General features: G+C 68.6%; 14 protein-coding genes. 1 reads left to right on the plus strand and 13 read right to left on the minus strand.

Features of this window, described 5'->3' with window-relative positions; genetic code table 11:
- The first annotated feature begins 195 nt into the window (after nt 1–195).
- Nucleotides 196–1,482, plus strand: a complete 1,287-nt coding sequence (locus tag BSE24067_RS02065; RefSeq protein WP_151063631.1) for an Nramp family divalent metal transporter — start codon at nt 196–198, stop codon at nt 1,480–1,482.
- Between the two features lie 243 nt (nt 1,483–1,725).
- Here the strand turns inward: BSE24067_RS02065 and BSE24067_RS02070 are convergent, their stop codons facing one another.
- From BSE24067_RS02070 to BSE24067_RS02130, 13 genes are all read right to left on the minus strand, one after another.
- Entirely contained in the window at nt 1,726–2,127 is a 402-nt protein-coding gene (locus tag BSE24067_RS02070; protein ID WP_151063630.1) for a PPC domain-containing DNA-binding protein, read from the minus strand.
- A 283-nt stretch (nt 2,128–2,410) separates the two neighbouring features.
- On the minus strand, nt 2,411–3,811 hold the full coding sequence (locus BSE24067_RS02075) for an MFS transporter (RefSeq protein WP_151063629.1): 1,401 nt from the start codon (nt 3,809–3,811) through the stop codon (nt 2,411–2,413).
- 38 nt (nt 3,812–3,849) lie between these two features.
- Complete coding sequence (locus BSE24067_RS02080; RefSeq protein WP_151063628.1) at nt 3,850–5,094, minus strand: NAD(P)/FAD-dependent oxidoreductase; 1,245 nt, start codon at nt 5,092–5,094, stop codon at nt 3,850–3,852.
- Entirely contained in the window at nt 5,091–6,053 is a 963-nt protein-coding gene (locus BSE24067_RS02085; protein ID WP_151063627.1) for a VOC family protein, read from the minus strand. Before BSE24067_RS02085 ends, BSE24067_RS02080 begins: the two co-directional genes overlap by 4 nt.
- An 18-nt stretch (nt 6,054–6,071) precedes the next feature.
- Nucleotides 6,072–7,562, minus strand: coding sequence for an aldehyde dehydrogenase (locus BSE24067_RS02090; RefSeq protein WP_151063626.1), 1,491 nt, complete (start codon nt 7,560–7,562; stop codon nt 6,072–6,074).
- An 84-nt stretch (nt 7,563–7,646) separates the two neighbouring features.
- The gene (locus tag BSE24067_RS02095; protein ID WP_151063625.1) at nt 7,647–8,486 is read right to left on the minus strand and encodes an aspartate dehydrogenase; all 840 of its coding nucleotides are present in this window, start codon (nt 8,484–8,486) and stop codon (nt 7,647–7,649) included.
- On the minus strand, nt 8,479–10,149 hold the full coding sequence (locus tag BSE24067_RS02100) for a thiamine pyrophosphate-binding protein (RefSeq protein WP_151063624.1): 1,671 nt from the start codon (nt 10,147–10,149) through the stop codon (nt 8,479–8,481). Before BSE24067_RS02100 ends, BSE24067_RS02095 begins: the two co-directional genes overlap by 8 nt.
- Nucleotides 10,142–10,939 carry an SDR family oxidoreductase gene (locus BSE24067_RS02105; protein ID WP_151063623.1) on the minus strand — a complete coding sequence of 266 codons (798 nt, stop codon included), beginning with the start codon at nt 10,937–10,939 and terminating at the stop codon, nt 10,142–10,144. The genes BSE24067_RS02100 and BSE24067_RS02105 overlap by 8 nt, the downstream gene beginning before the upstream one ends.
- The gene (locus BSE24067_RS02110) at nt 10,936–11,793 is read right to left on the minus strand and encodes an IclR family transcriptional regulator (RefSeq protein ID WP_151063622.1); all 858 of its coding nucleotides are present in this window, start codon (nt 11,791–11,793) and stop codon (nt 10,936–10,938) included. Before BSE24067_RS02110 ends, BSE24067_RS02105 begins: the two co-directional genes overlap by 4 nt.
- The gene (locus BSE24067_RS02115; protein ID WP_151063621.1) at nt 11,790–12,686 is read right to left on the minus strand and encodes an alpha/beta fold hydrolase; all 897 of its coding nucleotides are present in this window, start codon (nt 12,684–12,686) and stop codon (nt 11,790–11,792) included. Before BSE24067_RS02115 ends, BSE24067_RS02110 begins: the two co-directional genes overlap by 4 nt.
- Before the next feature lie 18 nt (nt 12,687–12,704).
- Nucleotides 12,705–13,232, minus strand: coding sequence for a cupin domain-containing protein (locus tag BSE24067_RS02120; protein ID WP_059526452.1), 528 nt, complete (start codon nt 13,230–13,232; stop codon nt 12,705–12,707).
- 34 nt (nt 13,233–13,266) lie between these two features.
- Nucleotides 13,267–14,037: an SDR family oxidoreductase gene (locus BSE24067_RS02125; RefSeq protein ID WP_151063620.1), complete on the minus strand. Its 771-nt coding sequence runs from the start codon at nt 14,035–14,037 to the stop codon at nt 13,267–13,269.
- Nucleotides 14,030–15,100, minus strand: a complete 1,071-nt coding sequence (locus tag BSE24067_RS02130; RefSeq protein WP_151063619.1) for an aromatic ring-hydroxylating dioxygenase subunit alpha — start codon at nt 15,098–15,100, stop codon at nt 14,030–14,032. The genes BSE24067_RS02125 and BSE24067_RS02130 overlap by 8 nt, the downstream gene beginning before the upstream one ends.
- Between the last annotated feature and the right edge of the window lie 41 nt (nt 15,101–15,141).

A 15,141-nucleotide genomic window follows, 5' to 3' on the forward strand; every position in this document is an offset into this window, starting at 1 on the left:
CGTCCCGGCACGCCCTTTTCCGAAGCGGCCGTCGCGCGCCGCCGGGAATCGTCGGGTTCCCGCGCTTCGGCACTGCGCGACTTCCGCACCGCTCCGAACACCGGTCGGCAGCCCGCCATCAACGGCTCTCCGCCACGCGCGACGGCCCGGGCACGCGAATTGCGGCTCGATTGCTCCCCCCTACGAGCCGCGATCATGAACGACGACGAGTCTCTCGATCCCGCGCCGGCTCGGCCGCGCGCTGCAGCGTGGCTCCGGCGCCTGGGGCCGGGCCTGATCACCGGGGCCGCCGACGACGACCCGTCCGGAATCGGCACGTACTCGCAGGCGGGCGCCCAATTCGGGCTCGAACTGCTGTGGTCGCTGCTGCTGACCTATCCGCTGATGACGGCGATCCAGCTGGTCAGCGCGCGCATCGGCCGCGTGACCGGCAAGGGCCTCGCGTCCAACATGCGCACGCACTATCCACCGTGGCTGCTCTACGTCACCGTCGTGCTGCTGATTGTCGCGAACGTGATCAACATCGCGGCCGACCTGTCGGCGATGGGCGCAGCGGTCAACCTGCTGCTGCACGGTCCGCAGCAGCTCTACGTCGTGGCCCTGGGCGGGATATCGGCCGTGCTGCAGATTTTCGTGCCGTACGAACGCTACGCCCGCCTGCTCAAATGGACGGCGCTGGCCCTGCTCGCCTATGTCGCGGTGGCGCTCGTCGTGCCGGTCGATTGGGGCGACGTCGGCCGCGCGATCGTGCTGCCGCATGCGCAACCGAGCGCCGCTTACCTGACCACGATCGTCGCCGTGCTCGGCACGACGATCAGCCCTTACCTGTTCTTCTGGCAGGCGTCGCAGGAAGTCGAGGAACTGCGCGCGGCGCCAAATCAGCAGCCGCTGCGGCGCATGCCGCATCAGGCGCCCGCGCAATTGCAGCGGATCAATTTCGACACGTGGGTCGGCATGGGTGTCTCGAACGTGATTGCGTTCTTCATCACGCTGACGGCGGCGGCCACGCTCAACCGGCATCACATCGACGTGAAAACGTCGGCGGATGCCGCGCGCGCGCTCGAACCCGTCGCCGGGCATTTTGCGTACGTGCTGTTCGCGCTCGGGATCGTCGGCACCGGCCTGCTCGCGTTGCCGGTGCTCGCGGGATCAGCGGCCTACGCGGCCGCGGGCACGTTCCGCTGGCGCAACAGTCTCGCGCTGCGGCTCGGCGTCGCGCCCGAGTTCTATGCGGTCATCGCGCTCGCGATCGTCGGCGGCGTGGCAATCACGTTCATGCATTTCGACCCGATCCGCGCGCTCTACTGGAGCGCAGTCATCAACGGCCTGACGGCCGTGCCGATCATGGTCGTGATGATGCTGATGGCCGGAAGCACACGCATCATGGGCGAGTTCGCCGTCAAGGGCATCCTGGCTTGGGGCGGCTGGATCGCGACGGCCGCGATGGCAATCGCCGCGATGGGCGTGTTCGTGCCGGGTTGAGCGCGGGCGGGCGCGCGGCGGCATCGCATCGCCGGCTCGGCTGAAGCGGGAAGCCGCGCGGCTGTCGGAGGCCGGTGCTGTCGAAGCCGCGCCATCTCGCTCGGGCGGCCGGCCAAGCGCACGCCGCGCAGATGGTCGACGCAACGCAACACGCACGGCAAGACGGTTCGCTGAATCGTCGCCGTTGGTCGCTCGCTATTGCGATGAACACGCCGGTCGTGCGTCGCGAGCGGCCCGCACACGTCAATCCGTGGCCGGGCGGATCACCAGTTCGTTGAAGCCGGTGCCCGCGTCCGGCTCGCGCGAGAAGCGATGCGCGGGCAACAGCACGAGCAGGATCTCGGCGGTCGTCCGCACGACGCAGCCGTTCGCGACATGGCCGCCGGACACGCGGCCTTGCGCATCGGATACCGACATGTGCAGATGCGCGCCGTCCGGCGCGACCGAGCCGGCGAGCGTGAGGATTTCGAGGTCGCCGCGCAGTTCGGTCGGCGCATCGACGCCGGCGAAGCGCAACTGCGCGGCGCTCAGGCTGCCGATACCCTGGATCACGAAGGCCGCGTGCGAATCGAGCCGATGCAACGCGTGCTCGATCGACGCGCGCAGATCGTTGCCGGGGGAAAGACGCAGAGGATGGGCTTGCATGGTCGATCACCTGCTGGTGAAGCCGGGTATCGGCCAAGAGTACGTTCGGCGACGCAATCCGGCAAGCCGCCTGGCCGATCGAACGCCGCGACCGCGACACGCGCGACACACGGCGTTCGGATCACATGGGGAACCGCTCGCCGGCGGCTTGCGCGCCCGGGATGCCGGCCGCGGCGACGACTTCGCGCGCGCCTTCCCCGAGCGGCGGCAACCCGACCGCCCCAACGCAAAAAGGCCCGGACATCGTCCGGGCCTCCGTGTCGTGCGCCACTGCAGGCAGCGCTTACGCCTCGAGCGCTTCGAGCACCTTCCCCTTCGTCTCGATCCCGACGAAATGAACGGTCAGCGCCGCGATCAGCGGCACGATGCCGATCAGGTAGAACGCCGGTGCGAGGTTCCCGCCGATGATCGCGTGCGGCACGATCATCGGCGCCGCGAACGACGCGATCTTCAGCCACGCGCTGCCAAGCCCGCAGCCGGATGCACGGATGCTCGTCGGATACTGCTCCGGCGTGTAGACGTACGCGGTGATGAAGCCCGACGCCATCAGCCCGAGCGACAACGAGCAGAAGACCGCGACGACATACACCGACGATGCGTGATAGACGCCCGCCAACGCCAGCGACAGCGCGCACAGCACGAACGACCACACGATCACCGGCTTGCGGCCGAGCTTGTCGACGAGCAGCGCCGACGCGAGCGAACCGAGCACGCCCATCACCGAACCGATCACCGCGAGATTCAGCGCGAGCTGCAGCGGTGCGTGATAGAAGTTCTTGTAGATGGTCGGCAGCCACGTCGACAATCCGTACTGGATGAATCCGCACGTCGCCCACAGCGTCGCCACCGCGAGCGTGCGCTTGCGATACGCGGCGCTGAACAGGTCGCTCATCCGGCGCTTCGGATGCTGGCGCACCATCTCGTCGTAGGCGGCCACCTGCGTGACGGGCTGCAGTTCGCCGCGCACCGACGATTCGAACACGCCCACCGCACGCCCGGCTTCCGCGAGCCGCCCGCGCGACGCGAGCCAGCGCGGCGATTCGGGCACGAGATGCGTCAGCACCAGCGCAAGCAGCAACGGCATCCCGCCGACGAAGTACATGATCTCCCAGCCGAATCGCGGCACGAGCCACGCGCCGAGCGCCATCGATACCAGCAGGCCGATCGGGAACACGATCTCGTACAGCAGCACGAACCGGCCGCGGCCATGCGCGCGCGTGATTTCGTTGATGTACGTGGCCGCGACAGGCAGTTCGCCGCCGAGCCCGAGTCCCTGCAGGATCCGCAGCAGCACGAACACTTCGAACGTCGGCGCGAAGCCACACGCGATGCTCGTGATGCCGATCACGGCCGAACTCCACGCGATCGCCTTCACGCGGCCGTGTTTTTCGGCAAGCGCGGGAAACAGGAACGCGCCGATCAGCTGGCCGATCGCGCCGGATGCGATCAGCATGCCGATCTGCGTCGGCGACAGCCCCCACTTATGAATCAGCAGCGGCAGCGTCGCCGCGATCGTGATCACGTCGAAGCCGTCGAAGAACGTCGCGGTGCCGATCAGCACGCGTGCGCGGATCTGCATCGCGTTGGCCGGAAGCCGCTCGAGCCGCGCGATGATCGCGCCGGGCGTGGAGGCGGCAGCTTCCATCGTGGCGCTGCCGGCCACGACGTTGTCGAAAGTGCTCATGCGGGGTGATCTCCTGGGTCTTTTGCCGGTGCTGCCGGTCAGGCAAGCGCTTGGGTCGTGTCTGCCAGGGCTTCCGTGTCCACTGCCCGGCCCTGGTTCATCCACTTGCGCGCAAGCTTCAGCTCGCGTGCGTTGTTGATGGCGATGACACCTCTCACATGCCCATCGCCCACGAAAAACAGCGTCGCGCGGCGCGCGGCGAGATCGCCGCGCACGACGATCTGCGCATCGGCCGGCAGGTCGCCGAGGATCTGCAGGTTCACGTCGTACTGATCGGACCAGAACCACGGAATCTCCGCGTAAGGCGCACGCACGCCGAGCACGGCCTTCGCGGCCGCGATCGCCTGATTCTGCGCGTTTGCCCACGATTCCAGCCGCACGCGCCGCTTCAGCCAGCCGTTGTGATGGTTCGCGACGTCGCCGCACGCGAAGATCGCCGGGTCGCTGGTCGCGCCGTATTCGTCGACGACGATGCCGTCGTCGACCGCGAGCCCCGCGTCGCTCGCGAGCGATGCGTTCAACGCGAGGCCGATGCCCGCCACCGCGAAATCGGCGTCGATCGTCGTGCCGTCGGCGAGCGTCGCACGCACTTTCGATGCGTCGTCGGGCTGCGCATCGAGCGATTCGAGTGCCGCGCCGAGCCGCACGTCGACGCCATTCGCGCGGTGCAGATCAAGCAGGAAGTCGGACACGATCTGCGGCACCGAGCGCCCGCATAAGCGCGGCGCGCCTTCGACCACGACCGCTTCGACGCCCAGCTTGCGCGCGGTCGCCGCGACTTCGAGGCCGATCCAGCCGCCGCCGATCACGAGCACGCGCCGGCTCGCGCGCAGCTTCTCGCCGAGCGCCGCCGCTTCGTCGAGTGTGCGCAAGTAGTGCAGGTTCGTCGTCCTGACGAGCGCATCGGGCAAGCGGCGCGACGTGCCGCCGGTCGCGATCACGAGGCGATCGTATTCGACTTCGAGGCCGCTTTCGGTCTTCACGACACGGCGCGCACGGTCGATCGCCGCCGCCCGTTGCGGCTGCCACGCTTCGACGTTCAGCGCGTCGAATTCGTCCGGACGCACGACGCGCACGGTCTCGATGTCGGCCTCGCCGGCCAGCACGGCCTTCGACAGCGGCGGACGCTCGTACGGCAGGTGCGGCTCGTCGGCGATCATCACGAGGCGGCCCGCGAAGCCTTCCGCGCGCAGCGTCTTCAGCACCCAGCCGGCGGCCTGGCCGCCGCCGATCACGACGATCGTGCCCGGCGCGGGCTGCGCGGGCGTATTCGCTTCGGTCATGATTTCCGCTCCGTCATGAACTTGCCTTCCGGCGCCTTCGCGTTCTTCTGCCGGCGCGTGTTGCCGTCGAGGCCGCCGTCGACGGCCCATTCGGCGAACACGGTCGGGCCCGGTTCGAATTCGCGCGGCTGCCATTCGGGCGTCAGCACGTCCTCGTCCGCGTAGTACTCGATCAGCGCGCCGGCCGGATTCTGGAAATACCAGAAGTACGCGGACGACACCGGGTGACGCCCCGGCCCGAGCTGCGTTTCCCAGCCGCAGCGGTCGATGTGCATGCCGCCGCCGAAGACTTCGTGAATATCGCGCACGGTGAACGCGACGTGGTTCAGGCCGCGCTTGCCATTGGGCAGCGCGAGCAGGAACAGGTCGTGATGGCCGCCGTGCGGCGCGCAGCGCATGAACGCGCCGCGTCCCGGATAGCGATCCGACGTTTCGAAGCCAAGGAGCTCGTGATAGAAGGTTTCCTGCGCGTCGAGGCAGTTCGTGAAGAACACGACGTGCCCAACCTCCACCGGCTCCGCACGTGCATAGATTGGGCTCGGCTGGTCGATCCGCGCCGTGCGGCCCCACACGTTCGACGGCGAGCCGGTGATGTCGAGTGCGCGCTTGCGCGTCACTTCGATCCGGATCGCCATCCCGTTCGGATCGATGCAGCCGAGCGCATCGTCATCCGCGTAATAGCCGGGCTGGCCGGCGAGCTTCGTGCGCAGCGCGCCGAGTTCCTGCTGCGTCGCGACGCCCCACGTGACTTCCCGCAGCGTCGGGCCCGCTTCGAACGCGGGCGGCAGCGACGGATCGCCGGCTTTCACGACCAGCACGGTGCAGCCGTTCAGCGTTTCGAAACGTGCGCGCGTGTCGTCGTGCGCGACTTCCTTCAAGCCCCAGTCGGCGAAAAAGCGCCGGCACGTCGCGACGTCGTCGACACCGTACGTGATCTGTTCGATACCCAAGATGGTCATTGCGTCATTCCCCTTCGCTCAGTTCGCCCACGGCAGCGGCGCGTCGTTCAAGCCCCAGTAGAGGCTCTTCTGCTGCATGTACTCGCGGATGCCAAGACGTCCCTTCTCGCGCCCCATCCCGCTCTCCTTCCAGCCCGAGAACGGCGTGGAGATCGAGAACAGCTTGTACGTGTTGATCCACACGGTGCCCGTCTCCAGCGCCCGCGCGATGCGCCACGCGCGCTTGTAGTCGCGCGTCCAGATGCCGGCGGCAAGACCGAACACGCTGTCGTTCGCCTGCGCGATCAGCGACGCTTCGTCGTCGAACGGCATCGCGACCAGCACCGGCCCGAAGATTTCTTCCTGGCAGATGCGCGCGCTGTTCGACAGGCCTTCCAGAATCGTCGGCTGATAGAAGAAGCCGTCTTCGCGCCCGTCGCCCGACGGCCGCTCGCCGCCGCACAGCAGGCGGCCGCCTTCTTCCAGGCCGAGCGCGACGTAGCGCTCCACCGACTCGCGATGCTTCGCGGTGATCAGCGGCCCCATCTGCGTATCGGCGCGCATCGGGTCGCCGACGCGCAGCTTGCGCGCACCGGCCACCAGCCGCTGCATGAATTGGTCGTACACCGCGCGCTGCACGAACAGGCGCGAACCCGCGATGCACGCTTCGCCCGACGAGCTGAAGATCCCGTACAGCACGCCGTTGACCGCGTGATCGAGATCGGCATCGTCGAACACGATCGTCGGCGACTTGCCGCCGAGTTCGAGCGACACCGGCATCAGCTTCTCCGCCGCGATGCGCGCGATCCCGCGGCCGACTTCGGTGCCGCCGGTGAACGACACCTTCTTCACGAGCGGATGACGCACGAGCACGTCGCCGATCACCGAGCCCTTGCCCGGCAGCACGCTCAGCACGCCCTTCGGCACGCCGGCTTCCTCGCAGATCCGCGCGAGCGCGAGCGACACGAGTGGCGTGACCTCGGCCGGCTTCAGCACCACCGCGTTGCCGCCGGCGAGCGCGGGCGCGAGCTTCTGCGCATCGGACGCGATCGGCGAGTTCCACGGCGTGATCGCGGCGATCACGCCGATCGGCTCGTGCACGCTCATCGTCAGGTAGTCGCCGCGCGACGGCGTCAGTTCCTCGTCGAGCGTTTCCAGGCACGCGGCGAAATAGCGGAACGTGTTCGCCGCGCTCGCCACGAGCACGCGCGTCTCGCCGATCGGCTTGCCGTTGTCGCGGCGCTGCAGGTGCGCGAGTGCATCGTGACGCTGCATGATCAGGTCGGCGATCCGGTACAGCACCAGCGCACGCTGATGCGGCTTGAGCCCGGCCCAGTCCGCGCGCCGCCATGCGGCGTCGGCGGCCACGACGGCGTCGGCCGCGTCTTCCGCGTTCGCCGTCGAGACCTCCATGTTCAGCGACTGGTCGGCCGGATAGATGCTCGCGTACGGCGCGCCACGGCCGCGCCGCCACTCGCCGCCGATCAGGATGTCGCCGTTGGGTACGAGGCGCGTATCGAATGGAGTCATGTCACAAGTCCCACAAATCTGTCTCTGCGCGGCCGCTCGCGTCGTCGCGCAGGCGGGGCGCTCAATGGTCCGAAGGCTTCGCGCTCAGATCACGCAACGGGCCGCGCGATTGCGCAGCGCGCGGATCGCGCTGTACGCGGTCAACGCGGACGTCTTCGGGTTGTCGGGCAACGGCTTGCCGCTCATCTCGAGCGACATCTCGCCGAACGCGCCGCGCGCGGTGATGCGATGCACGTTGCGCGCGACGCCCGGATCGGCGATCAGGCGCACGCGCGTCGCATCGAGCCCGAGGCCCGCGAGCGCGACCGTCGCCGCGACGTTCGCGTTCTTCGGATAGAGCCGGGCGGCGTCGCGCGCGGTGCCGTCGAAGATCACCTTCTCTTCGGTCATCGCATGCAGGTCGCACAGTGCCTCGGCAGGCGTGCCGAGCCAGCCGAGCGGCGGCTTGCGGCCGACGTACAGCACGTCGTCGAGGCCGCCCTGCTTCGCTGACGCCAGCGCGTCGATCCCGCCGATCGCGCCGGACAACAGCGTCAGCGTCGCGTCGCCTTCGTCGGCGGCCTGCGACAGCACGTCGAGCAGCGCGAGATCGGACAGCGCGCCGATCGACGCGACCGCGCAGTCGGTGCCGGCCTTCAGCAACGGCACGACGTGATCGACGAGCGCGCTGTGGCCCGCGCATTCGAGCGCGAACTCGGGGCGGCGGGCCAGCGCGTCGACCGACGACACGACCTCCACCGCATCGCCGAGCTCGCGCTGCACCGCATCGCGCTGGTGCTCGGGCACGATCACGTGCGCGACGCGCAACGACGCATCGTGCTCGACCGCGCGATACACGGCGGCACCGATCGCACCGAAGCCGATCATCGCGACGTCGACGGGCACATGCGCGCGGGCGTGGCCCGGATGGCGTCCGTCAAGCATATTGCTGCTCCGACGGCGTTTCTTCCTTCTTCACCGGCGGCCCCGCGAACGCCGATGCGAACGAGCCGACCGACAGCATGTCGACTTCGACCATCACCGGGCCTTCCTGCGCGATCCCTTCGCGCACGATCGCATCCGCCTGGTCGAGCGACGTGATCCGGTAGTGCGTGAGGCCGAAGCTCGCGCAGAACTGCGCGAAATCGGGCTGGTGCAGCTGCACGAAGCAGCGGCGGCCGCCGTAGTGCGCGTCCTGGATATTGCGGATCACGCCGTAGCACTGGTCGTTCATCAGCACGATCATCACGTTCGCGTTTTCCTGCACGGCCGTCACGAGCTCGCCGACGTTGACCATCAGGCCGCCGTCGCCGACCAGGCAGACCGTCTTCGCGGCCGAGCCGGCCAGCGCCGCGCCGATGCCCATCTGGATGCCCTGGCCGATGCCGCCGCCGAGCGCATGCACGCCCGCGCGCGGCTCGAAGATCTTCAGCAGGCGGTTGCCCCACGTGCTGTTCGAGATCGTCACGTCGCGCACCCAGTTGTAGTCGCGGCCCACCGCGGCCTGCAGCGTGTCGACCAGCTTCCTGTACGGCCCGAGGCCTTCCGCGACGCTCGCGGCGGCCTGCTCGCGCGCGGCGGCGAGATCGGCCGCGAACTGCGGATCGACCGACAGCCGGCCTTCGAGGCGATCCGCCAGCTCGGCCAGCACGCGCTTCGAATCGCCGTGCACGAACAGCGCGTTGCGATAGCCGCGGTTGTCGGCGAGCGCATCGGCGTCGACGCGGAACAAGGGCTGCGGCAACGCGAGCTTGTACTTCAGCGTCTCGTTGCCGCGCAGGCGCGAGCCGACGACGACGAGCGCGTCGCAGGTCTGGTAGAACGCTTCGACGGCCGAATGCACGTTGAACGCGCCGAGCGTCGCCGGGTGATCCTCGGGCAGCACGCCGCGGCCCTGCACGCTCGTCACGACGCCGAAGCCGAGCTTCACCAGCCGCTCGACTTCCGCACGCGCGTGGCGTGCGCCGCCGCCGAGCCACAGCAGCGGACGGCGCTTGGCCGCCAGCGCGTCGGCGAGCTTCGCGACGCGTGCTTCGTCGTGCTCGCGCACCGCGACGTGCGCCGGTGCGAGGTCTTCCGGCCATTCGATTTCGGCGGCCTGGATGTCGATCGGAATCTCGACCGACACGGGGCCCGTCGGCGCGGTCTGCGCGATGCGCACCGCTTCGCGGATCGTCGGCAGCACGGTCTCGACCGTGCGCACGCGGAACGCGGCCTTCGAGATCGCGTCGAGCATCGTCAACTGGTCCGGCGCTTCGTGGATGTAGGCCAGATCCTGATCGAGGTACGGCGTCTCGATCTGCCCGGTGATGTGCAGCAGCGCGGTGCCGGCCGTCAGCGCCTCGACCATTGCGCCGGCCGCGTTGCCGGCCGCCGTACCGGTGCTCGTGAACGCGACGCCGAGGCCGCCCGACACGCGGGCCAGGCCGTCGGCCATGTTCACCGCGCCCGCTTCGCCGCGCGCGCCGACATACCGGATGTTGCCGCGCGAGTTGATCGCGTCGAGGATCGGCATGTTGTGGATCGAGATGACACCGAATGCGGTCTTGACGCCGCACTGCTCGAGAAAGGCGGCAATCAGCTCGCCAACCGTGGTTTTTTCAGACATGGCGTGCAAAGCCTCCAGAAACGTCGATATGGCTGCCCGTCGTGTAGGACGACAGATGCGTTGCGAGATAAAAAAGGGCCCAGGCTGCCTCGTCGGGCTTGCCGAAGCGGTTCAGCGGAATGTTCTTCTTGCGGGCGAGCGCGGCCGTCCAGTCCTCCCAGCTTTCGCCGGCCTGCGCCTGCGCGTCGTAGCGGCGGCGCCACTGGCCAGACTCGACGATGCCGATCAGGATCGAGTTCACGCGAATGCGCTGCGGCGCCAGCTCGGTCGCGAGCGACTTCACGAGGCTCAGCACGCCCGCGCGCGCCGACGACGTCGCGACCATGTGCGGCTCCGGCTGCAGCGCGAGCAGCGAGTTCACGCAGGTGATCGTCGGTGCGGCCGCATCGCGCAGCAGCGGCAGGAATGCGCGCGTCGGGCGGATGATGCTGAAGTACTTCAGTTCGAGTTCTTCGCGCCACGCGTCGTCGGTCGTGTCCGCGAAGGTCGACACGCGGCCCTGGCCGGCGTTGTTGACCAGCATGTCCGCGCGGGCGAAGCGGTCGGACACGGCTTGCGCGAACGCGGTCACGTCGGCTTCGTCGAGCACGTTGCAGCGCACGGCAAGCAGTCGTGCATCTGCGTACTTGTCGCGCAGCATCGTTTCGGCGCGCGCGAGGCGTTCGCCGTCGCGGCCGCAAATCGCGACCGACGCGCCGGCCTGCAGGAACCGTTCGGCAGTCGCGAGGCCGATGCCGGACGAACCGCCCGTCACCACCGCCACCTGCCCGGTCAAGTCGATCTCAATCATCGGAGTCCTAAAGCCTTCAGAAACGTGTGCTCGTCATCCGAGCGGTAATTGAGCCGACGCGACAACTCCGCCGCCGCGCGCTGCACCTTGTCGATCAGGCCGTCGGCGATCAGCGTCGCATCGATCTCCGGCCGCGGGACCGTCACCGTGATGCACGCGACGATCTTCTGCGTGTCGTTGCGCACCGGCGCCGTGACCACCGAAATCCCGCGCTCGAACGACGAATTGCTGATGCCGTAGCCGCGCAGCGCATCCTCGCGGATCACTTCATACAGCGCGTCGACCGTTTCCGGCGTCGCGCTCGTCATCTGGTTCAGCGTGCGTTCCGGATACAGCGCCCGCAGCTCCGTCAGCGACAGGTCGCCCATCAGCACGTGGCCGTGCGTCGTCGCGTGCGCGGGCAGCCGCGTGCCGACGTTCACGCGAATCGAGCTGAACACCGGCGCCTGGCTCTGCGCCTTCGCGACGAACACGACGTCGCGGCCGTCGCGGATCACGATGTGCGTCGTGAAGCCCGTCGCATCGCGCAGGCTTTCGATCACCGGCAGCCCGAGATCGGTCAGCTCCAGCGAGCTCAGGTATTCGAAGCCGAGCCGCAGCACGGCGATGCCGAGCTTGTAGTTGCGATCCTTGTCCGCACGCTCGAGAAAGCCGAGCGACTCGAGCGTCTGCAGCAGACGGAACACCGTCGTGCGCGGAATGCCGAGCCGCTTCGACAATTCCGGCGCGCCGAGCACCGGCTCGCGCGGCGAGAATTCGGCGAGGATCCGCAAACCGCGCTCGAGGCCCGGCACCACGTAGCCGGCTTCGGACTTCGCGCTATCCGCGTCCTGTCGTTGCAACGGTTCGCTCATTCCAGCCCCCGTTGACGGTCGCATTGACGGAAGAACGTATCGATCAGCGACGAATAAACCGCCGGCGCTTCCACATACCCCGCATGACCGGCCTGCGGAATCACCTGCAACTCCACGTGCGCGGCCGCGGCGATCCGCTCGCAGGCGGCCGGCGGCGTGATCGCGTCGTTCGCGCCGACCGCGACCGCCGTGCGGCCGCGAAAACCGGCGAGATCGGAAGCGAGATCGGCGTTCGCAAGCAGGTGCGTGGCCTGTGCATAGCCGGCCGGCAGGATGCGCGCCATGTTCCAGCGCACCCATGCGCGCGCCTCCTCGCTCGCGAAAGCCGACAGCATGTTGCCGCTGCGCTGGTCGGCGAGCCCGGCCGGGCCGAGTTCCGCAAGCATCGCGAGGCGCGCGTCGCGCCGCGCGTCGCGCGTTTCGGCGGGCGCGCTGCCGTAGCCGCCCGCGGGCGAGATCAGCAGCAGGCCGGCGATTCGCGCGGGCATCATGCGGGCCAGCCCGCCCGCGACGATCGCGCCGAGCGAATGCCCGACCAGCACGCAGCGTTCGATGCCGAGTGCATCGAGCCACGCATTCAGCGACGCCGCGTAATCGGCGGCCGTCGGCGATGCGCCGCGCACGGGCGTCGACACGCCGTAGCCGGGCGCATCCCACGCGAGCACGCGCCGCGATGCGCTCAGCGTGTCGAGCTGGCGCACCCACGATGCGGCGCCCGAGCCGATCCCGTGCAGCAGCACGACCGGCAGCGTGTGGCCCGCATGCTGCGCGCCGGCCTCGCGGTAGCCGATCGTGCCCGCCGCGCCGGCCGCGCAACGCTGCTCGGGAAACTGTCCGAGCAGCGCGGCGAACGCCGCGGTGCGGTCGCGTTCACGTTTGTCGATGACACTCATTGCTTGCTCCGCCCGCTGTCAGCGCTTGATCTTCGCGAGCGGCGAATCCGGCGGATACGTCGGCGTGATCGGCTTCGGCGAGCCGAGCATCACGCACATCAGCGCGTCTTCCTCGCCGATGTTGATTTCAGTGCGATACACGCCCGGCGGCACCGAGATCAGGTCGCGCTCGCCGAGGATCGCTTCCCACGTCTCGCCGTCGCGCTCGCAGATCACCTTCATCTTGCCGCGCAGCACGAAGAAGATTTCCTCGACGTCGATATGGATGTGGCTCGGGCCGATGTTGCCGGCCGGGATGACCATCGTCGAGAACGTGAAGTTGCCGGCCGGCACCGTGTTGACGTCCTTCGCGACGCCCGTGCCTCCCGTGCCGACGTAGCGCATCTGCGCGCGGCGGTACTTCGGGTCGTAGTCGGCCTGGAACTTCAGCGCGTCCCAGTCGTAGCGCCGCGTCGCATAGCGCGCGACGCGCCCTTCCATCCAGTCGCCGAAGCTTGCGCCGTCCGGCTGGTCCCACGACTTGCGTTCGAGATCTGCGTCCGCCATCGTCCTCTCCTTCATTTCCAGTGAAAACTTCGATTCAATTCATTACGAAGCCGCCGTTCACCGGCAGCAGTTGACCCGTCACGAAACGCGCGCCGTCCGACAGCAGGAACAGCACGGGGCCCGTCACGTCGTCGGGCACCTGCGCGCGTGCGAGCGCGCGCCCCTGCAGGTAGAACGCGTGGCGCTCCGCGGGCACGTAGGCCGTCGCCTCGACTTCGGTGAGCCCCGGCGCGATCGCGTTGACCGTCACACCGTGCACGCCGAACTCGCGGGCCTGCGCATGCGTCATCGCGATCACCGCGCCCTTGCTCGCGACGTACGCGAGCAGCTTCGGCGCGCCCCACAGCGCGGTGTCCGATGCGAGGTTCACGATCGCGCCGCGGCCCGATTGCGCGAGGTGCGGCAGCGCCGCATTGCTGACGAGCCACACGCCGCGCACGTTCACGTTCATCACGGCATCCCAGGTCGTCACGTCGAGTTCCGTCGACAGCTTGCCGCCCGAGTTCGTGATCGCCGCGTTGTTGATCAGCGCGTCGATGCCGCCGAGCGCCGCCGCGCCCTGCGCGACGAACGCATCGACGCTCGCCGGCTCGGCTAGGTCGAGCGCGAAGAAATGCGCGGTGTGGCCGGCTCGCGTGAGTTGCGCGGCGAGCGCGCGGCCCTCGTCGGCGAGCACGTCGCCGAACGCGACGTGCGCGCCCGCCGCGACCAGCGCCTTCACGAACGCCGCGCCGAGACCGCGCGCGCCACCCGTGACGAGCACGCGGCGCCCCGGCAGCGACACGACCGATGCGAGCTCAGCCATTCGCCGGCTCCGCCGCGGCGCGTGCCGCACGGTGCGCGTCGAGCGCGGCCAGGTGTTCCTGCGCGCGCTGGCGCAGCATCCGGCGCACGCGCGTGATGCCGACGTCGTGCTGGTACAGGTATTCGTGATCGCGCGCATGCGGCGCGAGGCTTTCGAGGACGTAGCGATCCTGCTCGAGCACGTCCCAGTGCAGGCCTTCGAGGCGGTTGCGGTACATGAAGCGCCACACGTCGCGCTGCCAGCCGCTGACCTTGCGGGTGCGCCAGAAATAGACCTGGCAGTTGTCGCCGTCGACGGGCGTCGCGAAGCCGATGATCCCGAAATTGCCGCCGGGGCCGAACTTCTGCTTGTACGGAATCGCGAGGCGCATCCACAGGCAGCCGGTTTCGCCGAGCTCGACCCAGTCGAAGTTCACGTCGCGCTGGCCGATCTTCTCGAACATCAGCCCCGTTTCCGTCTTGCGCACGCGCATCTCGGCCTGCTTGTCGCCTTCGGCCATCGAGTGCGACGTGGCGTGCAGATACGCGCCGTGCATCGGGTCCATCACGTTGTCGATCGCGTACTGGTAATTGCACTTCCAGTTCGACACGCACAGGAAATGCGCGTATTCGTCGGCGACCAGTTCCTCCGGCAGGTTCAGCGGCGCCGGCTCGCCGTGCGCTTCGTCGCCGAACCACAGGAAGATCGCGCCGGCCTTCTCTTCGACCGGATACGACTTCACGCACTTCGTGCCTTCGAGCGGACAGTTGGACACGGCGGGCACCCGGTTGACCGTGCCGCCGCCGTCGACTTCGATGCCGTGATACCAGCATGCGATGTTGCCGCCGAGGTTCCAGCCGAGCGACAGGCGCGCGCCGCGGTGCGGGCAGCGGTCTTCCAGCGCATGGACCTTTCCTTCGTGATCGCGCCACAGCACGATCTGCTCGGACAGCCGCGTGAGGCCGACGGGCGCGTTCGACACCTGCCAGCTCGGCGCGACGGGATACCAGTAGTTCTTGATGCCGCGGTCCAGGTAATCGCGGACCGGGTCGTGTTGGACTTCGTGTTGTGCGGGGGACGTCATCAGTGTGCTCCGGATGCGGTTGTCGGGTCGGCGCTCACGCG

The organism is Burkholderia latens (genome assembly GCF_902499045.1).
Lineage (GTDB): Bacteria > Pseudomonadota > Gammaproteobacteria > Burkholderiales > Burkholderiaceae > Burkholderia > Burkholderia latens.